The following is a 25,896-nucleotide window of genomic DNA, read 5'->3' as shown; positions in this document are numbered from 1 at the left end:
GTTGGCAACGGTCGAGACCGAGCTCCATGCCCGGGCCACCGGGGCCTCGCGCCTGATCTGGCTGGTGGCGGCCGCCTTGGCGACCTTCCTTGTCTGGGCCAGCGTGGCACCACTCGACGAGATCGTGCGCGCCCGCGGCGCGGTGGCCAGCGCCGAACGCCCGCAGATCGTCCAGAACCTCGAGGGCGGGATCCTGGCCGAGCTGCATGTCTCGGAAGGCGACCGGGTTCGGACCGGTGACCTGCTCGCCCGCCTTCAGGGCACCGAGTTCGCCACCCGGGTCGACGACCTGCGCAACCAGATCGCCGCGACGGACATCCGCCGGCTGCGTCTCGAGGCGGAGATGGCCGGTGCCTTCGAATTCGAGGTTCCGGATCGCCACCGCGCCATCGCGCCCGAGATCGTCGCGTCCGAAGGCGCGCTCCTCTCCGCGCGCCAGTCGGACTACACCACCCGCACCGAGGGCGCCCGCGAGCTGGTGGAGGAAACCGGGCGGGAGCTGGAAACGCTGGAAGACCTGCTCGCCCGCGAAATCGTCGCGCTCTTCGAGGTGACCGAGGCGCGCAAGGCCCATACCGACGCCCGCAACCGCCTGAACGAGATCGTCAGCAAGGCCGAGCTCGACCGCGCCTCGGCCTATTCCGAGACGCTGGTGGAGCTGAACCGTCTGCGGCAGGAGTTGCGGCTCGCGGAGGACCGGCTGGAGCGGACGCGCATCCGCTCGCCCATGGCGGGGATCGTCAACGCGGTTGGCGTGACGACCATCGGCGGCGTGATCGGACCGGGGCAGGAAATCTTCGAGATCATCCCGGCCGGGGAGGCGCTGACGCTCCACGCGCAGGTCGCGCCCAAGGACATCGCCAACGTGGTCCCCGGGCAGCGCGCGACGATCAAGCTCTCCGCCTACGACTACACGATTCACGGCACGCTCGACGGGCGGGTCGAGATGGTCTCGGCCGATACCTTCCGCGACGACTCCGATCCCGAGGCGCAGACGCATTACCGGGTGACCGTCTCCATCGACCGGGACGCGCTGACCGGGCGCCAGCAGGGCATCGCGCTGCGGCCGGGGATGCAGGCGACCGTCGAGCTGCATACCGGGAGCCGGACGGTCCTCGACTACCTGACCAAGCCGCTCTGGCGGGCGCGGGAGGCGCTGCGCGAGCCCTGAGCCCATTGTGGGCGGACTGGCCTGCGCCTACCTTCCGGCCGAACCGTGTCCGACCAGTGGGGACTCCCATGCGCCTGTTCCGCCGCGCCGCCCTCGTTGCCGTCCTCGCCGCCGCGCCGGCGGCGGAGGCCCAGACCGTCGATCTCGCCCTGCGCATCGCGCGGCTCGCGCTCGACCTGCGGGAGGACCAGCGCACGGGGTCGGTCACCGAAGCGGCGCAGGATCTCGACCGGGAACTGACCGCGCTGATCGACCGCCAGATCTCGGCCCCCGAGATGGCGGGCCTGCTCGACCAGCGGCTCGATGCCTTCGAGCTGCGGCGGGTGCAGCGCACCGTGGCGGGCGCCGCCCTGCGGCTGGAGACCTGCCGCCAGAGCGCCGCCGACTGCTCCGCCGAACTGGCCGAGATCGACACCATCCTGCGCCGCACCGCGAGCGAACTCGCGGCCACGCCCGTCTCGGCCGCGACCGTCGCCCTGCTGGAGCGTGCGCGCAGCGTGCACATGGGCGTGCTGGCCGAGCGGGAGGCGCCGGAGGCGGAGCGCGCGCTCCTGAGGGAGGCCTATGCCCGCTACTACGCCACGCTCTCTGCGGGGAGCCCCGGCTCGGCCTCCGGGAATGCGCGCTCGGACCTGCTCGCCTCCCTGGCCGAGACGCTGGAAATCGACCCGGTGGAACTCGACCTCTCCCGCCACGACAGCCTGCCGCCTGCGCTCAACGAGCTTCTGGCCGAGGAGGGCGCGCCGCTGATCCTGGCCGGTCTCCGCGCGCATTTCGACGGCGGTCTGCGCTACCTCGATGCGCAGGCGGGGGCGGGGCAGGCGACGGTCTACTTCAACTGCCGTCTGAACCGGGACCGCGCGCGGCTCTTCGGCGGACGTGTCGCGCCCTTCGTCCATTACGAGCCGCTGGATGACCTCGTGGAGGACGAGGCCGAGTTCCGCGCCGCAGGCGCGCCGGTGCCCGGCGATCCCTATGAGCTGATCTGGCTGGGGGCGACGCTGAGCGTGAGCGGGGAGGAACTTGCCCCGGCTGCGGCGGAATACGCGCTGGTCGACGAAACCGCGCAGAGCTTCGTGCTGCCCTTCGGCGGTGACTACTACCAGAGCGGCAGCCTCGGGCAGACTCCGCCCGTGCCGCTCCTGGGCGCGCCGACGGAGGGCGTCATGCTCGACCGTCTCGGGGTCTATCCCTGGCGCGAGGGGCCCTGCACGCTGACCGACGGGCTGATCCTCGACGAAGCGGAGGCCGGGCTCCGGGCGCTCGAGGAGTCGCTCTCGGAGCGGGCCGCGGAGGCGGTCCGGGTGGTCGAGGCGCTCGTGGAGTTGGAGCGGGTGCGGAGCGTGGCGGAAACCTTGTCGTCGGGGTGACGGACAAGGGGGCGGTGGGGTGGAACCCCACCCCACGGTGACGGCGGCGCGTCAGACGAGGCGGGAGGTCTCCACCGCCGCGCGGACGAAATCGGCGAAGAGCGGATGGGGGGCGAAGGGCTTGGACTTGAGTTCCGGGTGGAACTGCACGCCGATGAACCAGGGGTGGTCGGCCCATTCCACGATCTCGGGCAGCCGTCCGTCGGGGCTCATGCCGGAGAAGGCGAGGCCGGCATTCTCCAGCTTTTCCCGGTACTTGGTGTCGACCTCGTAGCGGTGGCGGTGGCGCTCCTCGATGGCGGTGCCGCCATAGACTTCGGCCACCTTGCTGCCCTCGGCGAGCACGGCGTCATAGGCGCCGAGACGCATGGTGCCGCCCTTGTCGTCCTCGACCGTCCGCTCGACGGTGTGGTTGCCCTGGATCCATTCCTTGAGGTGATAGACCACCGGCTCGAAGCGCTTCTTGCCGGCCTCGTGGTCGAACTCCTCGGAGCCCGCGGTCTTGACGCCCGCCACGTTCCGCGCGGCCTCGATCACCGCCATCTGCATGCCGAGGCAGATGCCGAGGTAGGGGATGCGATGCTCGCGGGCGAACTGGGCGGCCTTGATCTTGCCCTCGGTCCCGCGCTCGCCGAAGCCGCCGGGCACGAGGATCGCGTGAAAGCCCTCGAGATGGGGCGCGGCGTCCTCGCGCTCGAAGAGCTCGGCGTCGACCCATTCGACCTCGACCTTCACCCGGTTGGCCATGCCCCCGTGAGTCAGGGCCTCCTTGATCGACTTGTAGGCGTCCTCGAGCTGGACGTACTTGCCGACGATGGCCACCTTCACCTCGCCCTCGGGGTTCTCGATCCGGTCGGCCACGTCGTACCAGCGCTCCAGGTTCGGGCGCGGGGCGGGGGAGATGCCGAAGGCGTCGAGGACCGCCTGGTCGAGCCCCTCGCGGTGGTAGGCCAGCGGCGCTTCGTAGATCGACTTCAGGTCGTAGGCCGGCACGACGGCATCGGGGCGGACGTTGCAGAAAAGCGCGATCTTCTCGCGCTCCTTCTGCGGGATCGGCTGCTCGGACCGGCAGACGAGGATGTCGGGCGCGATGCCGATGCTCTGAAGCTCCTTGACCGAGTGCTGGGTCGGCTTGGTCTTCAGCTCGCCCGAGGCGGCGAGATAGGGCAGCAGGGTGAGGTGCATGAAGATGCACTGGCCGCGCGGCTTGTCGTGGGAGAACTGGCGGATCGCCTCGAAGAAGGGCAGGCCCTCGATGTCGCCGACCGTGCCGCCGATCTCGCAGAGCATGAAATCGACCTCGTCCTCGCCGATGGCGATGAAGTCCTTGATCTCGTTGGTGACGTGCGGAACCACCTGGATCGTCTTTCCGAGGTAGTCGCCGCGGCGCTCCTTCTCCAGCACGTTGGAGTAGATGCGCCCCGAGGAGACCGAATCCGTCTTGCGGGCCGGCACGCCGGTGAACCGCTCGTAGTGCCCGAGGTCGAGGTCCGTCTCCGCCCCGTCGTCGGTCACGAAAACCTCGCCGTGCTCGAAGGGGCTCATCGTGCCGGGATCGACGTTCAGGTAGGGGTCGAGCTTGCGCAGCCGCACGGTGAAGCCGCGGGCCTGAAGCAGGGCGCCGAGCGCGGCCGAAGCCAGGCCCTTGCCCAGCGAAGAGACCACACCGCCGGTGATGAAGACGAAACGCGCCATGCCGTGGAAACCCCCGTGATGCTCCTGCCTGCAAGTCGGAACCGGCGCCCGGGGCACCGGTATCACGGGATTTAAGGATAACCGGATTCGCCGGGGACCCGCAACCGCCGACGCAACATGCTGTTGAGTTCCGCCGGGATCATCCCAGCATATCGTGGGCTGTCCGTCAGTCGGCCTGCGGAAGCAGGGCGTCGCTCTCGCCGCTGGGCGTGGGCGGCAGGAGACCCTGGCCGTCCGAGCCCGGCAGCGCCGGCGCATCGCCGTCGGCATCGGGAGCCGGCTGCGCGCCGATCCGGTCGAGGACCGAGCCGCCGGTGCTGTCCTGCGCCGCGAAGATCGTCAGCGCGAGCGATGTGCAGATGAAGGCGATCGCCAGGCCCCAGGTCACCTTGCCGAGGGCCGTGCCGGCCGACCGGCCCGTCGCCGCGCCGCCACCGCCGCCGATTCCGAGGCCGCCCCCTTCGGACCGCTGCATCAGCACGACGCCGATCAGCGTGAGCGCGAGGAGAAGGTGGACGACGAGAACGACGGTTTCCATTGCGGGCCTTCGGAGGTTCCGGAACGGGGCGTATCTAGAGGCTGACGCCCCCTGCCGCAACCCCCGGATCAAGGGCGCGGCGGGTCCCGGAGAACCCGCCGCATCGACGGCCTCAGGCCGCCTTCACCTGGATCGCCTTGGCGTTGACGAACTCCTTCATGCCGAAGCCGCCGTGTTCGCGGCCGTAGCCCGAATCCTTCACGCCGCCGAAGGGCATGTTCGGCACGGCGAGGCCGAAGCCGTTGATGAAGACCATGCCGGTGTCGAAATGCTCCGACGCGAGCCGGGTCGCCTTCTCCACGTCCTTCGAGAAGATCGCGCCGCCCAGCCCGAACCGGCTGTCGTTGGCGATGCGCATGGCGTCATCGGCGTCCTTCGCGCGGATCAGCGAGGCGACGGGCCCGAAGAGCTCGTCGTCGTAGGCCGGCTGCCCCGGCTTCACGTCCTCGAGCACGGTGGCGGGATAGAAGAAGCCGGGGCCCCCCGGCATCTCGCCGCCGACGGTCGCCTTGGCGCCGTTCTTCACGCTGTCCTGCACCTGCTGGTGCAGCCCGTCGCGCAGGTCTTCGCGGGCCATCGGACCGAGGTCGGTATCCTCGGCCGTCGGGTCGCCGGACTTTAGGGCCTTCATCTTCTCGACGAAGCGCTCGCGGAAGGCGTCGTAGAGGGCGTCGACGACGATGAACCGCTTGGCCGAGACGCAGGTCTCGCCGTTGTTGTAGACGCGGCCCATGACGCATTGCTCGACCGCCTGGTCGAGATCGGCGTCCTCCAGCACGATGTAGGCGTCGTTGGAGCCCAGCTCGAGCACGGATTTCTTCAGCGCCTTGCCCGCCTGCTCGGCGACGATGCCGCCCGCACCGGGGCTGCCGGTCAGCGTCACGCCGCGGACCTTGTCGTAGGCGATGATCTTGTCGGACTGGTCGTGGGTGATGCGCAGGACGGTGAAGAGTCCCTCGGGCAGACCGCCCTCGCGGAAGATCTTCTCCAGCAGCAGGCCCGATCCGGTGACGCTCTCGGCATGCTTCAGCAGGACGCCGTTGCCCGCCATCAGGTTCGCGATCGAGTAGCGGATCACCTGGTAGCTCGGGAAATTCCAGGGCTGGATGCCGTAGATCACCCCGATGGGCGAATAGGTGACGATGCCCTTCTCCCCGCCCATCAGCGGGCGCTCCTCGTCCGCGAGCTCCTTGGGGCCGTTCTCGGCGGTCCAGTCGCAGATCGCGGCGCAGAGCGCGATCTCCTGGTAGGAGTGGGACAGGACCTTGCCCATCTCCTCGGTCATCAGCTTGGCGAGCTCGTCCTGGTTGTCGCGCAGGGCCTGGCCGATTCCCTTCAGGACCTTGGCCCGGTCCTCGAGGCTCCGGCCCTTCCAGGAGAGGAAGGCCTCGTGACAGGCGTCGACGGCCGACTGCCACTCGGCGTCGGTCATCAGGTCGTAGGTGGCGATCTGCTCGCCGGTGGTCGGATTGATCGTGCTGATCTGGTCGGTCATGTCCGGTGCTCCGTCATTGCGGGTTCGCCGGCCCAACGCAGAGCCCCCGGCCGCGTTCGCCGGCCGGGTCACGATCGGTGCGGCACGTGGCGTCACGCCGTCGCGAGATCGGTGGTTTCCGAGCCTTCCGGCTTGGCCTATACGGTGCCGGGTTTTGCGGGCAGGGAGAGATGCCAAATGGCAAACGTGGTCGTCGTGGGCGCCCAGTGGGGCGACGAGGGCAAGGGCAAGATCGTCGACTGGCTGAGCGAGCGGGCCGATATCGTCTGCCGCTTCCAGGGCGGACATAACGCCGGCCACACGCTCGTGGTCGAGGGCGAGGTCTACAAGCTGCACGCGCTGCCCTCGGGCGTCGTGCGCGGCGGCAAGCTCTCGGTCATCGGCAACGGCGTGGTGCTCGACCCCTGGCACCTGGTCGACGAGATCGCCTCGGTCCGGGCCCAGGGCGTGGAAATCACGCCGGAAAACCTGCTCATCGCCGAGAACACGCCCCTGATCCTGCCCTTCCATGGGGAGCTCGACCGCGCGCGGGAAAACCAGAATTCCGTGGCCAAGATCGGCACGACCGGCCGCGGCATCGGCCCAGCCTACGAGGACAAGGTCGGCCGGCGGGTCATCCGCGTGGCCGACCTGGCCGACGACGCCACGCTGGAGCGCCGCGTCGACCGCGCGCTGGTGCACCACAACGCCCTGCGCTCCGGCCTCGGCCTCGACCCGGTGGACCGGGAGGCGCTGATCGAGAAGCTGCGCGAGGTGGCGCCCGCCATCCTCGCCCACGCCGCGCCCGTCTGGAAGGTGCTGACCGAGGCGCGCCGCGCCGGCCGGCGCATCCTCTTCGAGGGCGCGCAGGGCGCTCTTCTCGACATCGACTTCGGCACCTATCCCTTCGTCACCTCCTCCAACGTCATCGCGGGCCAGGCGGCCACGGGGACGGGCATCGGGCCCGGCGCCATCGATTTCGTCCTCGGCATCGTGAAGGCCTACACCACCCGCGTCGGCGAGGGGCCCTTCCCGACGGAGCTCTTCGACGAGGACGGCAAGCGGCTCGGCGAGCGCGGCCACGAGTTCGGCACGACCACCGGGCGGCAGCGCCGCTGCGGCTGGTTCGACGCCACGCTTGTCCGCCAGACCTGCGCGATCTCCGGCGTCTCGGGCATCGCGCTCACGAAGATGGACGTGCTCGACGGCTTCGAGGAGCTGAAGATCTGCACGGGCTACGAGCTCGACGGCGAGGAACTGGACTACCTGCCCACCGCCGCCGAGGCGCAGGCCCGCGTCACGCCGATCTACGAGACCATGCCGGGCTGGCAGGAAAGCACCGCGGGCGCGCGCTCCTGGGCCGACCTCCCCGCCCAGGCGATCAAATACGTCCGCCGGATCGAGGAGCTGATCCGCTGCCCGGTGGCACTCGTATCCACCTCGCCCGAACGCGAGGACACGATCCTCGTGACCGACCCCTTCTCGGACTGACCGGAGCCCCATGGCCCTGACGCAGAAGCAGAAACGCCGCTGGTCCCTCGTCATCCTGCTGGTGGGCCTGCCGGTCTACGTCGTGCTCGCGGTGACGATCCTCAACGCGCTCGGCCGCCCGCCGATCTGGGTGGAGTTCCTGGTCTACGCCGCGCTCGGCTTGCTCTGGGCCCTGCCGTTCCGACGGGTTTTCGCCGGCGTGGGCCGCGAGGCTCCCGAGGACGAGGACTGAGGGCCAAGTGCCCCCCTGTCACCGTCTTTGCGTATCGCGGGGTGAATGCGCCCGGAAGGGCGCAGAGGGGCAGAGCCCCTCGATCCGCCCGGGGCTCGCCGAAGGCGAGGCCGGGCTCACACGGCGCGCCGAAGGCGCTCCGCCAGATCAGCCGCCGGAGGCTGCGCGGGTCGGGTTGAAACGGCTCTGCGCGGAGACGCGGAACCGGCCGTTGCGCACCTTCTCGATCCGGCCCTGCCGAAGCAGCGTCCCGAAGGCGCGCAGCCCGTCCTCGCGGCTGAAGCCGTCGGTGACGATGGCCTGCACCTTCCGCAGCATCTGCGGGCGCGAGATGTCCTCGGCGCCCTCGACGAAGGCGGCGTGGGCGGCCGCGGCCTCGAGCATGTCGGTCAGCCCGGTCGCACCCATCTCGGCCGCGTAGGCGGCAAAGCGTTCGGCCTCTTCGCCGTCCATGACGGCCGGCGTCTCGATCGCGCCGGCCTGCACGCGGCGCGGCATGACCGGGCCGGTGTTCTCGGGCGGCGCGACGTCGATGCGCTGCGAGGCCACCAGCTTGAGCGGCGCCGGGCGGGGGCGCTCGGAGTGGGTCTGCGGGCGCACGACGTGGCGAGGCCGGACGACCTCGTCGAGGTCCTCGCGGAACATGTTCTCGCCGTTGTCCTCCCGTCCGCTCTCGCCCAGCTGGCGCGCGGCCTCGGTCGCGGCCACGGCGGCCTTGAGGTGCGCGATGGCCTCGCGGCGGCGATTGGCCTCGGGCTCCTGCATGTGCGCGTCGGTCTCGCTGAGGATACGGCTCATGCCGGCCTCGTCGGCCTCCGGCGCGCGGGCGAGCAGGGCGGCCCGGCTACGACGGTCGGCGGAATGCGAGTCGGGCACCGGCGTCGGACCCGTGGCCGGCGCGTCGTCCGAAGCCTCTTCGGTTTCGGCGGTCTCCGCCTCGTCCTCCGGCTCCTCCGGACGGTCCATGCGCTCGACCTCGGCCAGCTCTTCCATGAGCGCGGCCTCGTCCTCGGCGGACAGACCGCTCACCGTGTCCTGGCCGCTGTCGTCGTCCAGGTCGTCGAGCCCGTCGAGCCGCGCGAGATCCGCGCCGGCCTCGTCCGTCTCGTCCTCCGGCTCGCCGTGCAGGGCTTCGAACTCGCTGCGGCGCATCCGGACGACGCGGGCGCGGATCGGCTCGCGCTGTAGCTGCTCGGCCTCCTCCGGCTCCTCCGGTCCGGTGCCGGTGGCTTCCTCTGCCTCCTGGTCCTCGGCTTCGGCGGTCGTCTCTTCGGGCTCGGTCAGCTCCTCTTCCGGAGCCTCTGGCTCCTCCTCGGAGGGGTCTGCCTCGAAGCTCGCGCCGAGGCTCTCTTCCTCTTCGTCGTCCCGGGCCTCGCTCAGGATCGCCTGGAGCGCGGACGAGGTGGCGACGGCGGGACCCTCTTCCTCGGTCTCGTCGGCGACCGGGGCCGGGGCGCGGCCCGCGACGGCGCGGATGCGGGCGAGCTTCGCCGCGACCGAGTCGCCGGTGATCTCGTCCCGGGCGGGGGCAGGCGCCGGGGCGGGTTCCGATTCGGAAACAGCCTCTGCTTCCGAGCGCTCAACCATCTCGGGCTCGGGCGTGTCATCGGCGGCGAACTCGACAGGCTCTTCGGCCGTCTCCTCCGCGGGCTCCTCGACCGGCGCCTCGGCCTCGGTCGGCTCGGCGAGAGGCTCGGACACCTCGGCCCCGGTCGCGACCTCCGGCGGCGCGATGGCCATGTCCTCGGTCTCCGCCACGGCGGGCTCGTCCGGCGTCTGCTCCCGGGCGGCGCGGGCGACGATCTCCTCGGCGCTCTCGGTCTCCGTCTCAGAGGCGGGCGCGGCCTCGGGGGCCTCGGCGACCTGCTCATCGGCCACCGGTTCGGCGGGGGCAGGGGCCTCGGCCTCGGCATCCACCCGGCCCATGGTGCGGCTCACGGCGCCTTCGGAGCCGGTCTCGGCCGGCGCCGCTTCGGGGCGGGGTTCAGGTGTGGCCTCCGGTCGGGGCGCGGCAGCCTCCGTCGCGGGGGCCTCGGCAGCGGGGCGGCTGGCAGCCTCCGCCCCACCGCCGGCCGCCAGCGCGGCGGGCCGCAGGACGTAGCCGCCCTGCTCCAGCCGCGCATCGACGCGACGCTCCACCTCGCGCTCTGCGATCCGGGCGAGCATGTCCGGATCGGGCGTCGCAGGTTCGGCCCCGAAGAAGCGATCGTCGGCAGCGAGATCGCGGAAATACTCGGCAATCGCCTTCATCATGTCGAAGGCGTCGTCGAATCCCTCGAGCGTGCACGAGAAGGTCCCGTAGCTTACCGTGAGAATCTTGCTCGGCTCTGCCATTCTGGTACTCGCTTTCTCTCCCACCCGGCGACACTCTGGGTACCATAAACTGGTTCCGAATGCGGAACGGGATGAGGAGGAAGCGGAGATTATTTCGTGACCACTTTGAGGAATGGGACGCGGAACGGCGTCAATTCCGCGTGAAGCCGCCGATTGTCGACAGTCCGGAACCGGTCACGCTGATCGGAGGGGGAGTCCTGGGGGCTGCGGACCTGGGCACCGTTCTGCCCTTCGCGCCGCGCCTCGTGGCGGCCGATGGCGGGGCCGATGCGGCGCTGGCCGCAGGTCGCCGGCCAGAGGCCGTGATCGGCGACATGGATTCGATCTCCGAGGGCGCGCGCGCCGAGCTGGCGGAGGCGCTCCACGAGATCTCCGAGCAGGAGACGACCGACTTCGACAAGGCGCTGCGCTCGATCCGCGCGCCGCTGGTGCTGGCCGTCGGCCTGAGCGGCGGGCGCTTCGACCACGACCTCGCCGCGCTCAACGTCCTCGTCCGCCTCGCGCACCTCCGCTGCGTGGTCGTGGGGCCCGAGAGCCTGGTCTTCCTCGCCCCGCCCGAGCTCTCCCTCGACCTCGCGCCCGGCACGGTGGTGTCGCTCTTTCCCATGGGGCGGGTCGCCGGGACCTCCGAGGGCCTGCGCTGGCCGATCGAGGGGCTGGACTTCACCCCCTGGGGCCGGATCGGAACGTCGAACACCGCGACCGGCCCGGTGCGAATGACATTCGACGCGCCGCTGATGCTCGTGATCCTGCCGCGCCGGACGCTGCCCGAGGTGGTCAGCTCGCTGGCGGCGCCGGGGGCAGGGGGCTGGCCTGGCGCCGGCTGAGATTGCGCTCGCGCTGGACGATATAGAGCCCCGCCCCGATGGTCACCGCGATGCCCACGGCCGCCAGCCCGTCCGGCAGGTCGCGGAAGACGAGGTAGCCGATCAGAGTGGAGACCGGGATCTCCAGGTACTGGATCGGCGCGAGCGTGGCCGCCGGGGCAAAGCGCAGCGACCAGGTCATCAGCAGGTGCCCGAAGCTGCCGATCAGCCCCATGCCCAGGATGAAGGGCCAGGCCTCCGCGGGCGGGGCCGAGAGTTCCAGCATCGGCCAGTCCGGCCCGAATGCCAGGATGACGCCCAGGATCACGATGGCCATGAGGCCCGAGATCCCCTGCATGGCGATCGCGTCCACCTCCTTGGCCATGGCCCGTGTCGTCAGGATGAAGAGCGCGAAGTTCAGCGCCACCCCGAGCGGCAGCAGCGCCGGCAGCCCGACCTCGGTGAAATTCGGCTGAATCACCAGGAGCGTGCCGAGGAAGCCCACCGCGCAGGCCGAGAGCCGGTGCGGCCCGACCTCCTCGCCCAGCAGCAGGTACCCCAGCAGCAGCAGGATGAAGGGCATGACGAAGGCGATGGCGATGGCGTCGGCCAGCGGCAGGTAGCGCAGCGCCTCGAACATCATGCCGATGCCTGCGATGTGCAGCACCGTCCGGATCAGCGTCAGCCGCAGCAGCCGCGGCCCCAACCGCAGGTCCCGGCGCAGCAGCGCCGCCAGCGGCAGGAGCAGCACCCCCTGGAACAGGAACCGGATCAGCAGCAGCACACCCAGCGGCAGCATGGCGCCGAGGATCTTGGCGAAGGCGTCGCCCATGGGCGCGGCGATGCAGAAGCCGGTCATCAGGGCGATGCCGACGAGGGGACGGTCCTGTTGCATGGGGCCGGGATAGCCCGGAGCGGCCCCGGCGGAAAGGTGCCTCAGCCGCGGGAGGCGATCTCGGTCCCCGCCGCGTGGGCCGAGGCCCAGGCCCATTGGAAGTTGTAGCCGCCCAGCCAGCCCGTCACGTCCACCGCCTCGCCGATGAAGAAGAGGCCGGGGAGGGTCTTCGCCTCCATCGTCTTCGACGAGAGCCCGCCGGTCGCGACCCCGCCCAGGGTGACCTCCGCCGTGCGGTAGCCCTCCGTGCCGCCGGGGCGGAGCGTCCAGCCGTGCAGACGGTCGGCGGTCTCGCGGATCGCCTGGGTCGAGAGCTCGGCCAGCTTGCGCTCTGCGGGTAGCTCCGAGGCCAGGCTCTCGGCCAGCCGGGTCGGCAGGGCGGCGGAGAGCCAGGTCGAGAGCCGCCGCGCCCCCTGGGTCCGCTTGGCCTCGGCGATCTCCTCCGCCGCGTCGCGCCCGGGCAGGAGGTCGACCGTCAGGTCCTCTCCCTCGCGCCAGTAGGAGGAGCACTGCAGCATCGCCGGCCCCGAGAGCCCGCGGTGGGTGAAGAGCATCGCCTCCTCGAAGACGGCGCCCCCCGCCGCGGCCCGGACGGGCAGGGCGGTCCCCGAAAGCGGCGCGAAGCGGCCCTCCGGAAAGGTGAAAGGCACCAGCGCGGCCCGCGTCTCGGTCAGGCCGAGGCCGAACTGCGTCGCGATCTCGTAGGCCCGGCCCGTGGCGCCCATCTTCGGGATCGACTTGCCGCCCGTGGCCACCACCAGGTGCCGCGCCGCGACCTCGCGCCGCCGCCCCTCGCGTTCCAGCACGACGCGGAAGGCGCTGCCGTCATGGGCGATCTCGCCCACCTCGGTGCCGGTCTCGACCGTCGCCCCGGCGCGGGCGGCCTCGTCCAGCAGCATCGCCACGATCTGCTTCGCGGAACCGTCGCAGAAAAGCTGGCCCAGCGTCTTCTCGTGCCAGGCGATGCCGTGGCGGCCGACCAGGTCGACGAAATCCCAGGGTCCGTAGCGCGCCAGGGCCGACTTCGCGAAGTGCGGGTTCTCCGATAGGAACCGCTCCGGCACGGTCCCGGTGTTGGTGAAGTTGCAGCGCCCGCCGCCCGAGATCCGGATCTTCTCGCCCGGCCGCCGCGCGTGGTCCACGACGAGCGTCCCCGGCCCGGCATGGGCCGCGCAGAACAGGCCAGCCGCACCGGCGCCGAGAATGAGGGTCCTGACCTCCATGCGCCGCGAGGTGCCCTCTCGGCGCGCAAGGCGCAAGCTTTCCCGGAGCGTCCAAATTTGGACGGCGGCCTAACCCTTTGATCCGTATGGCAATCCTTTCCCGCTCCTTCATCGTCTTCACGTATCGCGGGGGTGCGGGGGCAGAGCCCCCGCGCGGGTCGGCGCCGAAGGCGGCGAACCCGGGTCCCATATGGGGAAACGCCAAAGGCCCGTACAGCGCAGCACCGCCCTGCCGACGCGGGGCCGCGGGCCCCGCGCGGATCGACGCCGAAGGCGGCGAAACTCCACCGGGACGGGCCCGCGATGATTCGTTTTCTCTGGTCACCTCCCGCCGGAGCCGCTAGACTCCGGCCATCAGTTCCGGGGCCAACCCGGGCGAAGAGGCAGAGCAGAAGGGCAGTGGTCCATGACGGAAATGGTGCATGGCACCCTCCCCGTTGCGGCGGGCGACCCGGTCCTCCCACGGTGGTGGCGGACGATCGACAAATGGACGATGTCCTGCATCCTGATCCTCTTCGGGATCGGGCTCCTGCTGGGCTTCGCGGCCTCGCCGCCGCTCGCGTCCAAGAACGGGCTCGACGCCTTTCACTACGTGACGCGGCAGTTCGCCTTCGGCTCTCTCGCGCTGGTCGTGATGATGGCTGTCTCGATGATGTCGCCGACGCTGGTGCGGCGGCTGGCGGTGATCGGCTTCGCGGCCTCGCTCGCGGCGCTGATGCTGCTGCCGGTTTTCGGCACCGACTTCGGCAAGGGCGCGGTGCGCTGGTACTCGCTGGGCTTCGCCTCGGTGCAGCCCTCCGAATTCCTCAAGCCCGGTTTCGTCGTCGTCGCCGCCTGGTTCATGGCCGCCAGCCAGGAGCTCAACGGCCCGCCGGGGCGGACCTATTCCTTCGTGCTGGCGCTGATCATCGTGGCCTTCCTCGCCATGCAGCCCGACTTCGGCCAGGCCTGCCTGGTGCTCTTCTCCTGGGGCATCATGTACTTCGTGGCCGGCGCGCCGATGGCGCTGCTGCTGGGCCTCGCCGGAGCGGCGGTGGCCGCGGGCGCGGTGGCCTACGAGCAGTCCGAGCACTTCGCGCGGCGCATCGACGGCTTCCTGAGCCCCGAGGTCGATCCCCGCACCCAGCTCGGCTACGCGACCAACGCCATCCGCGAGGGCGGCTTCTTCGGCACCGGCGTGGGCGAGGGCACGGTGAAGTGGTCGCTGCCCGACGCGCATACCGACTTCATCATCGCCGTGGCGGCCGAGGAATACGGGTTGATCCTCGTGCTGGTCATCATCGCGCTCTACTGCACCGTGGTGATCCGCTCGCTGATCCGGCTGATGCGCGAGCGCGATCCCTTCATCCGCCTCGCCGGAACCGGGCTCGCCTGCAGCTTCGCCGTCCAGGCCATGATCAACATGGGCGTCGCGGTGCGTCTCCTGCCCGCCAAGGGCATGACGCTGCCCTTCGTCAGCTACGGCGGCTCCTCCGTGATCGCCTCGGGCATTGCAGTGGGGATGCTTTTGGCGTTTACGCGCAGCCGCCCGCAGGGCGAGATCGGAGACATCCTGTTCAGGAAGGGCCGTTAGGCTTGGCGCCACTACTCGTCATCGCCGCCGGGGGGACCGGCGGCCACATGTTCCCCGCACAGGCGCTCGCCGAGGCGATGCTGGCGCGCGGCTGGCGGGTGAAGCTCTCGACCGACGCGCGCGGCGCGCGCTACTCGGGCGGCTTCCCGGAGGCGGTCGAGCAGGAGGTCATCTCCTCGGCCACCTTCGCGCGCGGCGGCCCGCTGGCCAAGGCGGGCGTGCCCTTCAAGGTCCTGGGCGGCGCGATCTCCGCCCGGCGGTCCATGCGCCGCGACCGGCCCGCGGTCGTGGCGGGCTTCGGCGGCTATCCCACGATCCCCGCCCTCTCGGCGGCCAAGACGCTGGGCATCCCGACGCTGATCCACGAGCAGAACGGTGTGCTGGGCCGGGTCAACGCGCTCTTCGCCAAGCGCGTCGACCGCGTCGCCTGCGGCACATGGCCGACCGAGCTGCCCGAGGGCGTCGAGGCCGAGCACGTGGGCAACCCGGTGCGCGCCGCCGTTCTGGAGAAGGCCGGCGCCCCCTACATCCCGCCGGGCGACTACCCGATGTCGGTGCTGGTGATCGGCGGCTCGCAGGGCGCGCGGATCCTGTCGGACATCGTGCCGCCCGCGATTTCGGAACTCCCCCGCGACATCCGGCGTCATGTCCGTGTCAGCCATCAGGCCAGGGAAGAGGACGTGGAGCGGGTTGCCTCCTATTACTACGAGCAGGGGATCGACGCCGACGTCCAGACCTTCTTCTCGGACGTGCCCGAGCGGATGTCCGAGGCGCAGCTGGTGATCTGCCGCTCCGGGGCCTCGACCGTCGCCGACGTCTCGGTGATCGGACGGCCCTCGATCCTGGTGCCGCTGGCCAGCGCCATCCGGGACGAGCAGACCGCCAACGCCCGGGCGCTGACCGAGGCGGGTGCCGCGATCCTGATGCCTGAGAGCCGCTTCGAGGTGGCCCCGCTGTCGGAGCAGATCGCGCTGGTGCTGGGCGATCCGGACGGCGCGGCGCGCATGGCGCGAGAGGCGGCGGCACAAGGAAAACCGGATGCGACCGACCGGCTGGTCGCTCTGGTCGAAAACATGGTCGGGCAGTGAAGGACTCGAGACAATGGACGGAAGCCTGCAGATGATGGCCCCCACGAAACTTCCCCTCGACGTGGGGCCGATCCACTTCGTCGGGATCGGCGGCATCGGGATGTCGGGGATCGCCGAGATCCTGCTGAACCACGGCTACGTGGTGCAGGGCTCCGATCTCAAGGCCTCGCCGATCACCGAGCGCCTGCGCGGCCTCGGCGCGCATATCTTCGAGGGCCAGTCGGCCGAGAACCTCGGCGAGGCGCAGGTCGTCGTGATCTCCTCGGCGATCAAGCCCGGCAACGTCGAGCTCGACGAGGCGCGCCGGCAGGGTCTGCCGGTCGTGCGCCGCGCCGAGATGCTGGCCGAGCTCATGCGGCTCAAGTCGAACATCGCGGTGGCCGGGACCCACGGCAAGACCACGACAACCACCATGGTCGCGGCCCTGCTTGACCACGGCAACTTCGATCCCACCGTCATCAACGGCGGCATCATCCATGCCTACGGCTCCAACGCCCGCGGCGGCGACGGCGAGTGGATGGTGGTCGAGGCCGACGAGAGCGACGGCACCTTCAACCGCCTGCCCGCGACCATCGCCATCGTCACCAACATCGACCCCGAGCACATGGAGCACTGGGGCACCGAGGAGAAGCTGCACCAGGGCTTCTACGACTTCGTCTCAAACATCCCCTTCTACGGCCTCGCGGTCTGCTGCACCGACCATCCGCAGGTGCAGTCGCTGGTCTCCAGGATCACCGACCGGCGGGTCGTGACCTACGGCTTCAACACCCAGGCCGACGTGCGGGCGATCAACCTTACCTACGCCAAGGGCATCGCCCATTTCGACGTGGCGCTCCAGAAGGAGGATCGCGTCATCGAGGGCTGCACCCTGCCGATGCCGGGCGACCACAACGTCTCGAACGCGCTCTCGGCGGTGGCCGTGGCGCGGCACCTCGGCATGAAGGTCGACGAGATCCGCGAGGCCCTCGCGAAGTTCGGCGGCGTGAATCGTCGCTTCACCCGGGTGGGCGAAGTCAACGGCGTCACGGTGATCGACGACTACGGCCATCACCCGGTCGAGATCGCCGCGGTGCTGAAGGCCGCGCGGCAGGCGAGCGAAGGACGGGTGATCGCCGTGCACCAGCCGCACCGCTACTCGCGCCTGCACTCGCTCTTCGACGAGTTCTGCAAGTGCTTCAACGAGGCCGACGTGGTGGCCATCGCCGACGTCTACTCGGCGGGCGAGGACCCGATCGAGGGCGCATCCCGCGACGACCTCGTCGCAGGGCTGATCCGGGCGGGCCACCGCCACGCGCGCGCCATCGTCGACGAGGACGACCTCACGCGGCTCGTACGGGAACAGGCCTCCGACGGCGACATGGTCGTCTGCCTCGGCGCGGGGACCATCTCGACCTGGGCCAACCGCCTCCCCGGGCGGCTGCGCGGGTGACGGCGGGGGGCATCGCCCTCTGGATCGCCGTGGCGGTCGTGGCGGCGAGCCTGTCGCGGCTCGTCGCGCGGCTCTTCTGGGCCTTCGCCCTGGCGGCGGGTGTCCTGCTCCTGGTTCACATGCGTGCCGATCCCGGCGAGGCGGCCCTCGGTCTCGCGGCCCTGGGCGGCGGATGGCTTGCCGTCCGGCCGCTGCGGAGGCTGCTGACCGGCGGCCTGCTGTGAGAGGCGGACCCTCGCGGGGGCGTGACCACGCTGCCATCTTGATGCCAAACCGCGCTCCTATCCGACCGGCGAGCGAGGTCTGTGGAGTAACGGAATGAGTGCCGCGTTGCTGACCGGAGCCCTCTGGGTGATCGCCGCCACCGTGACGGCGCTGCTCCCGATGCGGCGGCAGTACGCGCCGGGACTGGCGCTGCTGGTCACGGCGCCGGGTCTCATCCTTTGGCTTTCCATACTGCACGGCTGGTGGATCGGTGCCTTCGCGCTCTTCGCCTTTCTCTCCATGTTCCGGCGGCCGCTCCTCTACATCGCGCGCCGCGCCATTGGGCTGCCGGTGGAGACACCGCGATGAGCTACTCCCTGGTCGCGGCCTTCGCCTGGATGATCCTCGCCAACGTGCTCGCGATGATCCCGTCAAACGATCACCACTGGCGACGGGCCTTCTTCCTGATCGCCATCGGGGTCCCCTTGCTGGGCTGGGTCACCTACGAGACCGGCCCCTGGATGGGCCTGTTGTGCCTCGCGGCGGGCGCGAGCGTGCTGCGCTGGCCCCTCTACTTTCTCGGACGCTGGCTCAAGCGGCGGCTGGGCTTCGGTCCGGACGGCGCACGGTCGGTCATACAGGCGGAACCGGCTGATCGGGCGGGAGTTTTCGGACCATGTCTCTCATCTTCATCATCGTCGGCGGCCTCGTCGGGCTCGCGCCGGGGCTCTACCTCGGACGCAACGGCAACTGGCCGATCCTCGCGCTCATGGCGCTGCTCATGCTGGGGGCGATCCTGCTGACCGCCACGGGCTGGCGGATGCCAGACACTGCGGAGTCGCCGGGCCTCGTCGCCGCGGCGCTTCTCTGGCCGGTCCTCGCCGGTCTGGCCCTCGGGGCCGCGATCGGCCTTTACCGCTGGCGCAAAGCCGGGCAGGAACTGCCGCATGACGACATTACCTGAGACCCGCGGCCGGCTGACCGAGAAGAAGCCCCTGTCCGACCTCACCTGGCTCCGGGTGGGCGGCCCGGCCGACTGGCTCTACCAGCCCGCCGATCGCGAGGACCTCGCGGAGTTCCTCGCCGTCCTCGACCCGATCGTGCCGGTTCTGCCGGTGGGCGTGGGCTCCAACCTCATCGTCCGCGACGGCGGTGTGCGCGGCGTCGTGATCCGCCTCGGCCGCGGCTTCAACCACGTCGAGGTCGGGGACGGTCACGTGCGCGCCGGGGCAGGGGCCCTCGACGCGCAGGTCGCCAAGCGCGCGGCGGCCGAGGGCCACGACCTGACCTTCCTGCGGACCATCCCCGGCGCCATCGGCGGCGCGGTGCGGATGAACGCGGGCTGCTACGGCACCTACGTCAAGGATCACCTCATCGAGGTGACCGTCGTCTTCCGCGACGGCGAGATCGCGACGCTTCCCGCCGAGGACCTCAAGCTCGCCTACCGCTCCTCCGACCTGCCGAAGGACGCCGTCATCGTCGAGGCGCTCTTCGAGGCCGAGCGTGGCGATCCCGACGAACTGACGCAGAAGATGACCGACCAGCTCGCCCGCCGCGACGAGACCCAGCCGACCAAGGACCGGACGGCCGGCTCCACCTTCCGCAACCCGGCGGGCCATTCCTCGACCGGGCGGGCCGACGACACCCACGATCTCAAGGCCTGGAAGCTCATCGACGACGCCGGAATGCGCGGGGCGCGGCTCGGCGGGGCGATGATGAACGAGATGCACTCGAACTTCCTGACGAACGCCGGTGACGCGACTGCCGCGGACCTCGAAGAGCTTGGCGAGCGTGTCAGGAAAAAGGTTTACGACGCGAGCGGCCTGACGCTAGAGTGGGAAATCATGAGGGTCGGCGAACCGGCCCCTGAGTGAGCAGTCTGGCCGTCGCCCTTCAGGCAGGGGCGGTGGCGATCTAACGAAGTCGATCCGATGCACGGCCTCCCCGGTTCGGGACGGTCGGCGCTGGGACTCCAACTGACGGGCCGAGAGAACGGCCCGCGTGAGGCAGGAACGAATGGGCGCAGGCCAGACCCTGCATGTCGCAGTCCTCAAGGGCGGTCTCTCGGCCGAGCGCGAGGTATCGCTGTCGAGCGGTACCGAATGCGCCGGCGCGCTGCGCGAGGCCGGATACCGGGTCACCGAAATCGACGCGCGGGCCGACCTCGGCGCGCGGCTGATGGAGATCGCGCCCGACGTCGTCTTCAACGGGCTGCACGGCCGCTGGGGCGAGGACGGCTGCGTTCAGGGCCTGCTCGAATGGATGCGGCTGCCCTACACCCATTCCGGCGTGCTGGCCTCGGCGCTGGCCATGGACAAGGTCCGCACCAAGGAGATCTACCGCGAGGCGGGCCTGCCCGTGGTCGAGAGCCTGCTGGTCGACCGCGACGACGCCCGCGCGGCCCACGCGATGGAGCCGCCCTACGTCGTGAAGCCCTACAACGAGGGCTCCTCCGTCGGCGTCTACCTCGTGCCCGCGGGCGCCAACGGGCCGCCCGCCCTCTCCGACGACATGCCGCAGACCGTCATGGTCGAGGCCTTCGTGCCCGGCCGCGAGCTGACCACCTGCGTCATGGACGGCCGCGCGCTGGGCGTGACCGACATCCTCACCGACGGCTGGTACGACTACGACGCCAAGTACGTCGAAGGCGGATCGCGCCACGTCGTGCCCGCCGAGATCCCCGCCGAGGTCTACGCCGCCTGCGAGGACTACGCGCTCCGGGCGCACGACGCGCTGGGCTGCCGCGGCCTCTCGCGCACCGACTTCCGCTGGGACGAGGAGAAGGGGCTCGACGGGCTCATCCTGCTCGAGACCAACACCCAGCCCGGCATGACGCCGACCTCGCTCGCGCCCGAGCAGGCCGCCGCCGCCGGGTTGAGCTTCCCGGAGATGTGCCGCCGGCTGGTGGAGGACGCCTCTTGCGACAGATGAGGGGATCCGAGCCGCGCCGCAGCCGGGACCCGGCGCCCTCGCGCCTGCACTACCGGCTCAACCGTCTCATGCTCACGCCCGCGTTCCGCCGCTTCCTGCGGCTGGGCGTTCCGCTCGTCGTGGTGGGCGGCATCGCGGCCTTCTGGTTCGGGCAGGAGCAGAACCGCGCGGCGCTCGTGGAAACGGCGGGCGAATTGCGCGACCGCTTCGAGGCCCGGCCCGAGTTCCGGGTGAACGGCATGGAGGTCACCGGCGCCGACGAGGCCCTCACCGAGGAAGTCCGCGCGGTGCTGCCGGTGGAATTCCCGGTCTCCTCCTTCGATCTCGACCTCGAGGAGATGCGCCAGCTGGTGGCCGCCCTCAACCGGGTGGACCGGGCGCGGGTCCGCGTCCGCCCCGGCGGCATCTTGGAGGTCGCCCTCACCGAACGCGAGCCCGCCGCCGTCTGGCGCGGGACCGACGGCCTGAAGCTGGTGGATTCCGAGGGCGTCTTCGTCGCTCCGCTGGCGGCCCGCGGCGACCGCGCCGACCTGCCGCTCGTGGCGGGGGAGGGTGCGCCCGAGGCGCTGCCGGAAGCCATGGCTCTCTTCGAGGCCGCGGCCCCGCTCGGCAACCGCATCCGGGGCCTGGTCCGCCAGGGCGAACGCCGCTGGGACGTGGTGCTGGAGGACAACCAGCGTGTCCTGCTGCCCGCCGAGGCGCCCGTCCGGGCGCTGGAGCGGGTGCTCGCGCTCGATTCCGCGCAGGACCTCTTCGAACGCGACATCGCCGTCGTCGACATGCGCAATCAGGAGCGGCCGACCATCCGGCTGCGCCCCGCCGCGGCCGCGGCGTTCCGGGCGCGCGCCGACCGGGCGCTGGAAGACCAAGAATAACGAGGCACAGGGAACAGGTACGATGAAGGAGCTTTACGAGACCCAGCGGGCGATGCGGAACATGCGCCGGGCGGCCATGCAGCGCGGCGTGATCGCGGTCCTGGACGTGGGCACCTCCAAGATCGCCTGCCTGATCCTGCGGTTCGACGGGCCGGAGCGGTTCCGCGAGAGCGACGGCGTGGGCTCCATGGCCGGGCAATCGGCCTTCCGCGTGATCGGCGCCGCCACCACCCGCTCGCGCGGGGTGAAGTTCGGCGAGATCGACGCGATGGCCGAGACCGAGCGCGCGGTGCGCACCGCCGTGCAGGCCGCGCAGAAGATGGCTCAGGTCCGGGTCGACCACGTCATCGCCTGCTTCTCCGGCGCGCGGCCGCGGTCCTACGGCCTCGACGGCGCGATCGATATCGCGGGCGCGCAGGTGGAGGAGGCCGACATCGGCCGCGTCCTCGCCGCCTGCGACGTGCCAGACTACGGTGACGGCCGCCATGTCCTGCACGCCCAGCCGGTGAACTTCGCGCTGGACCACAGGTCGGGCCTCGCCGACCCGCGCGGACAGATCGGCAACCGGCTCACCTGCGACATGCACCTGCTGACGGTCGAGGACCTCACCGTGCAGAACCTCGTGCACGCCGTGGGCCGCTGCGACCTCGACATCGCGGGCCTCGCCTCCTCGGCCTATGTCTCGGGCGTCTCCTCACTGGTCGAGGACGAGCAGGAACTCGGCGCCGCCTGCATCGACATGGGCGGCGGCTCCACCGGCATCTCGATCTTCATGAAGAAGCACATGATCTACGCCGACAGCGTGCGGCTGGGCGGCGATCACGTGACTTCGGACATCTCCATGGGCCTGCAGGTCTCGATGAGCCAGGCCGAGCGGATCAAGACCTTCTACGGCGGCCTCGTGGCCACCGGCATGGACGACCGCGAGCAGATCGAGATCGGCGGCGACACCGGCGACTGGGAGCACGACCGCCGCAAGGTCTCCCGCGCCGAGCTGATCGGCATCATGCGCCCGCGCGTCGAGGAGATCCTCGAGGAGGTCCGCGCCCGTCTCGACGCGGCCGGCTTCGAGCACCTGCCCAGCCAGCAGATCGTGCTCACCGGCGGCGGCTCGCAGATCCCCGGGCTCGACGGCCTCGCCTCGCGCATCCTGGGCCAGCAGGTCCGGCTCGGCCGACCGCTGCGGGTCCAGGGCCTGCCGCAGGCCGCGACCGGCTCCGCCTTCGCCTCGGCGGTGGGCCTCGCGCTCTTCGCCGCGCATCCCCAGGACGAATGGTGGGACTTCGAGATCCCCGCCGAACGCTACCCCGCCCGCTCGTTCAAGCGCGCGGTGAAGTGGTTCAAGGAAAACTGGTGAGCCGGGCGGCAAGGGCCTCGAAGGCCCTTGCCCGAGCCGCGTGGACGCGGCTCAAGCGGCGTCCGCGCCGCTTCGGCCGGACCCCGCGCGCCTCCGCCTCATCCGGCTGAAAGCGCTTGCGCGGTGCGGCGGCCCGCTGCTATCCAATCCGTGGAAACCGCCCGAAGAGGCGGTTCCGAGGCCGGCCGAGCAGTCGTCCTGACAGAATCGCACCCGTTTCCCGCCACGCGGCCCCGCGTGGGCGGCTGATCCGTGGTCGCGCTATATCTCGTGGGGCCACCCTTGCGCCCCGCTAAGACTCGGTCGGACGGCATTATCTTGCCGGTCGCCCCCATTTTGCATGTCGATTTTGCGGTTTTCCCGCGAAAACGGCGTGACGCGGCGCGGCCCTGCCGTTAGGATCACCTGACAAAGCGAAAATCGCCCGAGTGGGACGGGCGGGAGACAGACAGGCGGATAAGCACAAATGGCACTCAACCTTTCCATGCCCGAGCACGAAGAGCTGAAGCCTCGTATCACCGTCTTCGGCGTCGGTGGCGCAGGCGGCAACGCGGTCAACAACATGATCGAGAAGCAGCTGGAAGGGGTTGAGTTCGTCGTGGCGAACACCGACGCCCAGGCGCTGCAGCAGTCCCGCGCCCCGGCCAAGATCCAGATGGGCGTGAAGGTCACCGAGGGCCTCGGCGCGGGCGCCCGCGCCACCGTCGGCGCGGCGGCGGCCGAGGAGAGCATCGAGCAGATCGTCGACCAGCTCGCCGGCGCGCACATGTGCTTCATCACTGCCGGCATGGGCGGCGGCACCGGCACCGGCGCCGCACCGATCATCGCGCAGGCCGCGCGCGAGCTCGGCGTCCTGACCGTGGGCGTCGTCACCAAGCCGTTCCAGTTCGAGGGCGGCAAGCGGATGAAGCAGGCCGACGACGGCCTCGACGCCCTGCAGAAGGTCGTCGACACGCTGATTATCATCCCCAACCAGAACCTCTTCCGTCTGGCCAACGAGAACACGACCTTCACCGAGGCCTTCGCGCTGGCCGACGACGTGCTCTACCAGGGCGTGAAGGGCGTGACCGACCTCATGGTGCGCCCGGGCCTCATCAACCTCGACTTCGCCGACGTCCGCGCGGTGATGGACGAGATGGGCAAGGCCATGATGGGCACCGGCGAGGCCGACGGCGAGAACCGCGCCGTGCAGGCCGCCGAGAAGGCGATCGCCAACCCGCTGCTCGACGAGATCAGCCTCGAGGGCGCCAAGGGCGTGCTCATCAACATCACCGGCGGCTACGACCTCACGCTCTTCGAACTCGACGAGGCGGCCAACAAGATCCGCGAGAAGGTCGACCCGGACGCCAACATCATCGTCGGCTCCACGCTCGACACCGACATGGAAGGCAAGATGCGCGTCTCCGTCGTGGCGACCGGCATCGACGCAGTGGCCCGCACCGAGGACATGCCCGTGCCGCGCCGCTCCGTGAACGCGACGCGCCAGGCTCCGGAGGCCCCCGCCGCCGAGAGCTTCGAGCGTGCGGCTCCGGCTCCGGCCCGCGAGGCGGCTCCCGCGCCCCAGCCCGAAGTGGCCCGCGCCCCCGAGCCCACGCTCTTCGACGAGCGTGAGGAAGAGGAGCACGAGAACATCTTCGAGGAGGAAGAGACCGCCGAGGACGACTTGCCCCCGCCGGCCTACCGTCCGCGTCCCGCTCCCTCCGTCGAGGCCGAGCCCGAAGCCTTCGTCGCGCCCCGCGCGCCGCAGGGCGGCCAGCCCGGCCAGCCCTCCGCCGACACGATGGCCCGGCTGCAGGCGGCCGCCGCCAAGGCGCCCGCCGCGCGCGGCGGTCAGGCCGCCCAGCCCGCCTCCGCGCACGAGGGCGAGGAAGAGCGTCCGCGCTTCGGGATCAACTCGCTCATCAACCGGATGACCGGCCACCAGGCCGAGGGCGCGGCCGCGCAACGCCGCCAGCCGCAGGTCACCTCGCTCCGCCGCGAAGAGGAAGAGCCCGAGACCGACCCCGAGCAGGAGCGCGTGGAAATCCCGGCCTTCCTCCGCCGCCAGGCGAACTGAGCCGACCCGACATGAAATGAAAGACCGCCGGCCCTCGTGGCCGGCGGTTTTCGTTTGGGGCTGGTCATTTCGCGGTGGGAAAGTTAGCGCTAACACAATCAGCGAGAACAGCCAAAAGAGCGGAATGACCGACACCAGCCCGCGTCACGCCCCCGGGACCGGAGCCGCGCTCCGCCTGTTGGCCGTCTTCCTGGTGACGGCCATGTCGGCGCTCGTGCACGCCGTGGGCGACGCCGTGCCGGTCGGGCAGATCATGGTCTGGCGCTCGGCCGTCGCGCTGGGTCCGATCCTGCTCTACATGGCTCTGCGCGGAGACCTGCCGGGCGGCCTTCGCACCCGCCGGATCGGACTGCACCTGACCCGCAGCCTCTTCGGCGCGCTCTCCATGGCGCTCTCGTTCCTTTCGTTCATCCACCTGCCGGTTGCGACGGCGCAGGCGCTGGCCTTCCTCGCGCCGGTGCTGATGCTCCCGATGGCGACGCTCCTGCTGGGCGAGCGCGCGGGCGTCGCGGGGGTGATCGCCGTGGCGCTCGGCTTCGGCGGGGCCATCGCGATGCTCTGGGAGGCGCTCGAGGCGCCGGGGCAGGGCGCCCTGGTGGGCGGCGCGGCTGGGCTCGGCTATGCGCTGACGATGGCATTCGTCCGGGTCCACATCAAGACGATGACTGCGACCGAGAGCGCGGGAGCCATCGCTTTCTACTTCGCCGTCACCTGCACGCTGGCGGGGCTCGCGACCTGGCCCTTCGGCTGGGCGGCGCTCTGGCCCCGCGAGGTGATGCTCCTCACGGGCGCGGGGCTGCTCGGCGGCTTCGGCCACATCGCGGCGACCGAGGCGCTGGCGCGCGCCCGGGTTTCGGACGTCGCGCCCTTCGATTTCACCGGCCTGCTCTGGGCTGTGATCTTCGACTTGCTGCTCTTCGGCCTCGTGCCGGGACCCGTGGCGATGCTGGGCGCACTCGCCATCCTCATGGCCTCCATGCTGGTCCTGCGGCGGAGGACGCCTGCAACGGTGCCGCTGGCGGCTCCCGGACGGCCGGGAAGGTAGTCGGAAATACACCATTGAAAACAAAAGCCTGTCCGCGCGCCCCGCGATGTTTCAAGCGGTTGCAAAGAGTGAGTTGAGCCCGGGCGCTCCCGTTACTACCTCGGCCCCA

Annotated in this window: 23 protein-coding genes and 1 pseudogene; 18 read left to right on the top strand and 6 right to left on the bottom strand. The window is 70.6% G+C overall.

Annotated elements, in window-relative coordinates:
- The first annotated feature begins 1 nt into the window (after position 1).
- A complete protein-coding gene (locus F3S47_RS10515) occupies positions 2-1,171 on the top strand; it encodes an HlyD family efflux transporter periplasmic adaptor subunit (protein ID WP_150445225.1) in 1,170 nt (389 codons plus the stop codon).
- Positions 1,172-1,239: 68 nt separating this feature from the next.
- Positions 1,240-2,541, top strand: coding sequence for a hypothetical protein (locus F3S47_RS10510; protein ID WP_150445224.1), 1,302 nt, complete (start codon positions 1,240-1,242; stop codon positions 2,539-2,541).
- A gap of 51 nt (positions 2,542-2,592) precedes the next feature.
- Here F3S47_RS10510 and F3S47_RS10505 read toward each other — a convergent pair whose 3' ends face one another.
- The 3 genes from F3S47_RS10505 to F3S47_RS10495 form a co-directional block, all read right to left on the bottom strand.
- Positions 2,593-4,236, bottom strand: a complete 1,644-nt coding sequence (locus tag F3S47_RS10505; protein ID WP_150445223.1) for a CTP synthase — start codon at positions 4,234-4,236, stop codon at positions 2,593-2,595.
- Positions 4,237-4,402: 166 nt separating this feature from the next.
- Positions 4,403-4,774 (bottom strand): preprotein translocase subunit SecG, encoded by a 372-nt coding sequence (gene secG / locus F3S47_RS10500; RefSeq protein ID WP_150445222.1) that lies wholly within the window; start codon positions 4,772-4,774, stop codon positions 4,403-4,405.
- Between the two features lie 112 nt (positions 4,775-4,886).
- On the bottom strand, positions 4,887-6,269 hold the full coding sequence (locus F3S47_RS10495; protein ID WP_150445221.1) for an NAD-dependent succinate-semialdehyde dehydrogenase: 1,383 nt from the start codon (positions 6,267-6,269) through the stop codon (positions 4,887-4,889).
- A 177-nt stretch (positions 6,270-6,446) separates the two neighbouring features.
- On the opposite strand from F3S47_RS10495, the gene F3S47_RS10490 reads away from it, so the two are divergent.
- The gene (locus tag F3S47_RS10490; RefSeq protein WP_150445220.1) at positions 6,447-7,739 is read left to right on the top strand and encodes an adenylosuccinate synthase; all 1,293 of its coding nucleotides are present in this window, start codon (positions 6,447-6,449) and stop codon (positions 7,737-7,739) included.
- A gap of 10 nt (positions 7,740-7,749) precedes the next feature.
- Entirely contained in the window at positions 7,750-7,971 is a 222-nt protein-coding gene (locus F3S47_RS10485; protein WP_150445219.1) for a DUF2842 domain-containing protein, read from the top strand.
- A gap of 147 nt (positions 7,972-8,118) precedes the next feature.
- On the opposite strand, the gene F3S47_RS19395 is transcribed toward F3S47_RS10485, so the two are convergent.
- The gene (locus tag F3S47_RS19395) at positions 8,119-10,305 is read right to left on the bottom strand and encodes a hypothetical protein (RefSeq protein ID WP_191090154.1); all 2,187 of its coding nucleotides are present in this window, start codon (positions 10,303-10,305) and stop codon (positions 8,119-8,121) included.
- Between the two features lie 140 nt (positions 10,306-10,445).
- On the opposite strand from F3S47_RS19395, the gene F3S47_RS10475 reads away from it, so the two are divergent.
- Positions 10,446-11,132, top strand: coding sequence for a thiamine diphosphokinase (locus tag F3S47_RS10475; protein ID WP_150445218.1), 687 nt, complete (start codon positions 10,446-10,448; stop codon positions 11,130-11,132).
- Here the strand turns inward: F3S47_RS10475 and F3S47_RS10470 are convergent.
- Together F3S47_RS10470 and F3S47_RS10465 are read right to left on the bottom strand one after the other, a co-directional pair.
- Positions 11,083-12,006, bottom strand: a complete 924-nt coding sequence (locus F3S47_RS10470; RefSeq protein ID WP_150445217.1) for a DMT family transporter — start codon at positions 12,004-12,006, stop codon at positions 11,083-11,085. The two genes, F3S47_RS10475 and F3S47_RS10470, sit on opposite strands and share 50 nt — an antisense overlap.
- 41 nt (positions 12,007-12,047) lie before the next feature.
- Positions 12,048-13,229, bottom strand: a complete 1,182-nt coding sequence (locus F3S47_RS10465) for a BaiN/RdsA family NAD(P)/FAD-dependent oxidoreductase (RefSeq protein WP_150445216.1) — start codon at positions 13,227-13,229, stop codon at positions 12,048-12,050.
- 406 nt (positions 13,230-13,635) lie between these two features.
- Between F3S47_RS10465 and ftsW the strand changes: the two genes are divergently transcribed.
- The 13 genes and pseudogenes from ftsW (at position 13,636) to F3S47_RS19385 (ending at position 25,787) form a co-directional block, all read left to right on the top strand.
- Positions 13,636-14,802, top strand: a complete 1,167-nt coding sequence (gene ftsW, locus F3S47_RS10460; protein WP_150445215.1) for a putative lipid II flippase FtsW — start codon at positions 13,636-13,638, stop codon at positions 14,800-14,802.
- Between the two features lie 2 nt (positions 14,803-14,804).
- On the top strand, positions 14,805-15,890 hold the full coding sequence (locus tag F3S47_RS10455; protein WP_223877790.1) for a UDP-N-acetylglucosamine--N-acetylmuramyl-(pentapeptide) pyrophosphoryl-undecaprenol N-acetylglucosamine transferase: 1,086 nt from the start codon (positions 14,805-14,807) through the stop codon (positions 15,888-15,890).
- A gap of 13 nt (positions 15,891-15,903) precedes the next feature.
- Complete coding sequence (gene murC / locus F3S47_RS10450) at positions 15,904-17,319, top strand: UDP-N-acetylmuramate--L-alanine ligase (protein WP_150445214.1); 1,416 nt, start codon at positions 15,904-15,906, stop codon at positions 17,317-17,319.
- Positions 17,316-17,543: a hypothetical protein gene (locus F3S47_RS10445; RefSeq protein ID WP_150445213.1), complete on the top strand. Its 228-nt coding sequence runs from the start codon at positions 17,316-17,318 to the stop codon at positions 17,541-17,543. Before murC ends, F3S47_RS10445 begins: the two co-directional genes overlap by 4 nt.
- A 94-nt stretch (positions 17,544-17,637) precedes the next feature.
- Entirely contained in the window at positions 17,638-17,892 is a 255-nt protein-coding gene (locus F3S47_RS10440; RefSeq protein ID WP_150445212.1) for a DUF2484 family protein, read from the top strand.
- Positions 17,889-18,128 (top strand): annotated as a pseudogene (locus tag F3S47_RS19735) (DUF2484 family protein); the annotation flags it as partial. The gene F3S47_RS10440 and the pseudogene F3S47_RS19735, both read left to right, overlap by 4 nt.
- 71 nt (positions 18,129-18,199) lie before the next feature.
- Positions 18,200-18,487 carry a hypothetical protein gene (locus tag F3S47_RS19730; protein ID WP_223877821.1) on the top strand — a complete coding sequence of 96 codons (288 nt, stop codon included), beginning with the start codon at positions 18,200-18,202 and terminating at the stop codon, positions 18,485-18,487.
- Positions 18,471-19,397: a UDP-N-acetylmuramate dehydrogenase gene (gene murB, locus F3S47_RS10430; RefSeq protein ID WP_150445210.1), complete on the top strand. Its 927-nt coding sequence runs from the start codon at positions 18,471-18,473 to the stop codon at positions 19,395-19,397. Before F3S47_RS19730 ends, murB begins: the two co-directional genes overlap by 17 nt.
- Positions 19,398-19,539: 142 nt before the next feature.
- Positions 19,540-20,454 (top strand): D-alanine--D-alanine ligase, encoded by a 915-nt coding sequence (locus tag F3S47_RS10425; protein WP_150445632.1) that lies wholly within the window; start codon positions 19,540-19,542, stop codon positions 20,452-20,454.
- On the top strand, positions 20,451-21,329 hold the full coding sequence (locus F3S47_RS10420; RefSeq protein ID WP_150445209.1) for a cell division protein FtsQ/DivIB: 879 nt from the start codon (positions 20,451-20,453) through the stop codon (positions 21,327-21,329). The genes F3S47_RS10425 and F3S47_RS10420 overlap by 4 nt, the downstream gene beginning before the upstream one ends.
- A gap of 22 nt (positions 21,330-21,351) precedes the next feature.
- On the top strand, positions 21,352-22,686 hold the full coding sequence (gene ftsA / locus F3S47_RS10415; RefSeq protein WP_150445208.1) for a cell division protein FtsA: 1,335 nt from the start codon (positions 21,352-21,354) through the stop codon (positions 22,684-22,686).
- A 466-nt stretch (positions 22,687-23,152) separates the two neighbouring features.
- Positions 23,153-24,742, top strand: coding sequence for a cell division protein FtsZ (ftsZ, locus tag F3S47_RS10410; RefSeq protein ID WP_150445207.1), 1,590 nt, complete (start codon positions 23,153-23,155; stop codon positions 24,740-24,742).
- Positions 24,743-24,866: 124 nt separating this feature from the next.
- Positions 24,867-25,787, top strand: coding sequence for a DMT family transporter (locus tag F3S47_RS19385; RefSeq protein WP_191090152.1), 921 nt, complete (start codon positions 24,867-24,869; stop codon positions 25,785-25,787).
- The last annotated feature ends 109 nt before the right edge of the window (positions 25,788-25,896 follow it).

This window comes from Histidinibacterium aquaticum (genome assembly GCF_008710275.1).
GTDB lineage: Bacteria > Pseudomonadota > Alphaproteobacteria > Rhodobacterales > Rhodobacteraceae > Oceanicola > Oceanicola aquaticus.
The sequence above is the reverse complement of the archived record's forward strand: the minus strand, read 5'-3'. Positions and strand labels throughout refer to the sequence as shown.

Coding starts and splice junctions, on each gene's coding strand:
- F3S47_RS10510 (WP_150445224.1), top strand. CDS start 1,240: ATGCGCCTGTTCCGCCGCGCCGCCCTCGTTGCCGTCCTCGCCGCCGCG.
- F3S47_RS10505 (WP_150445223.1), bottom strand. CDS start 4,236: ATGGCGCGTTTCGTCTTCATCACCGGCGGTGTGGTCTCTTCGCTGGGC.
- secG (WP_150445222.1), bottom strand. CDS start 4,774: ATGGAAACCGTCGTTCTCGTCGTCCACCTTCTCCTCGCGCTCACGCTG.
- F3S47_RS10495 (WP_150445221.1), bottom strand. CDS start 6,269: ATGACCGACCAGATCAGCACGATCAATCCGACCACCGGCGAGCAGATC.
- F3S47_RS10490 (WP_150445220.1), top strand. CDS start 6,447: ATGGCAAACGTGGTCGTCGTGGGCGCCCAGTGGGGCGACGAGGGCAAG.
- F3S47_RS10485 (WP_150445219.1), top strand. CDS start 7,750: ATGGCCCTGACGCAGAAGCAGAAACGCCGCTGGTCCCTCGTCATCCTG.
- F3S47_RS19395 (WP_191090154.1), bottom strand. CDS start 10,305: ATGGCAGAGCCGAGCAAGATTCTCACGGTAAGCTACGGGACCTTCTCG.
- F3S47_RS10470 (WP_150445217.1), bottom strand. CDS start 12,006: ATGCAACAGGACCGTCCCCTCGTCGGCATCGCCCTGATGACCGGCTTC.
- F3S47_RS10465 (WP_150445216.1), bottom strand. CDS start 13,229: ATGGAGGTCAGGACCCTCATTCTCGGCGCCGGTGCGGCTGGCCTGTTC.
- ftsW (WP_150445215.1), top strand. CDS start 13,636: ATGACGGAAATGGTGCATGGCACCCTCCCCGTTGCGGCGGGCGACCCG.
- murC (WP_150445214.1), top strand. CDS start 15,904: ATGGACGGAAGCCTGCAGATGATGGCCCCCACGAAACTTCCCCTCGAC.
- F3S47_RS10440 (WP_150445212.1), top strand. CDS start 17,638: ATGAGTGCCGCGTTGCTGACCGGAGCCCTCTGGGTGATCGCCGCCACC.
- F3S47_RS19730 (WP_223877821.1), top strand. CDS start 18,200: ATGTCTCTCATCTTCATCATCGTCGGCGGCCTCGTCGGGCTCGCGCCG.
- murB (WP_150445210.1), top strand. CDS start 18,471: ATGACGACATTACCTGAGACCCGCGGCCGGCTGACCGAGAAGAAGCCC.
- F3S47_RS10425 (WP_150445632.1), top strand. CDS start 19,540: ATGGGCGCAGGCCAGACCCTGCATGTCGCAGTCCTCAAGGGCGGTCTC.
- F3S47_RS10420 (WP_150445209.1), top strand. CDS start 20,451: ATGAGGGGATCCGAGCCGCGCCGCAGCCGGGACCCGGCGCCCTCGCGC.
- ftsA (WP_150445208.1), top strand. CDS start 21,352: ATGAAGGAGCTTTACGAGACCCAGCGGGCGATGCGGAACATGCGCCGG.
- ftsZ (WP_150445207.1), top strand. CDS start 23,153: ATGGCACTCAACCTTTCCATGCCCGAGCACGAAGAGCTGAAGCCTCGT.
- F3S47_RS19385 (WP_191090152.1), top strand. CDS start 24,867: ATGACCGACACCAGCCCGCGTCACGCCCCCGGGACCGGAGCCGCGCTC.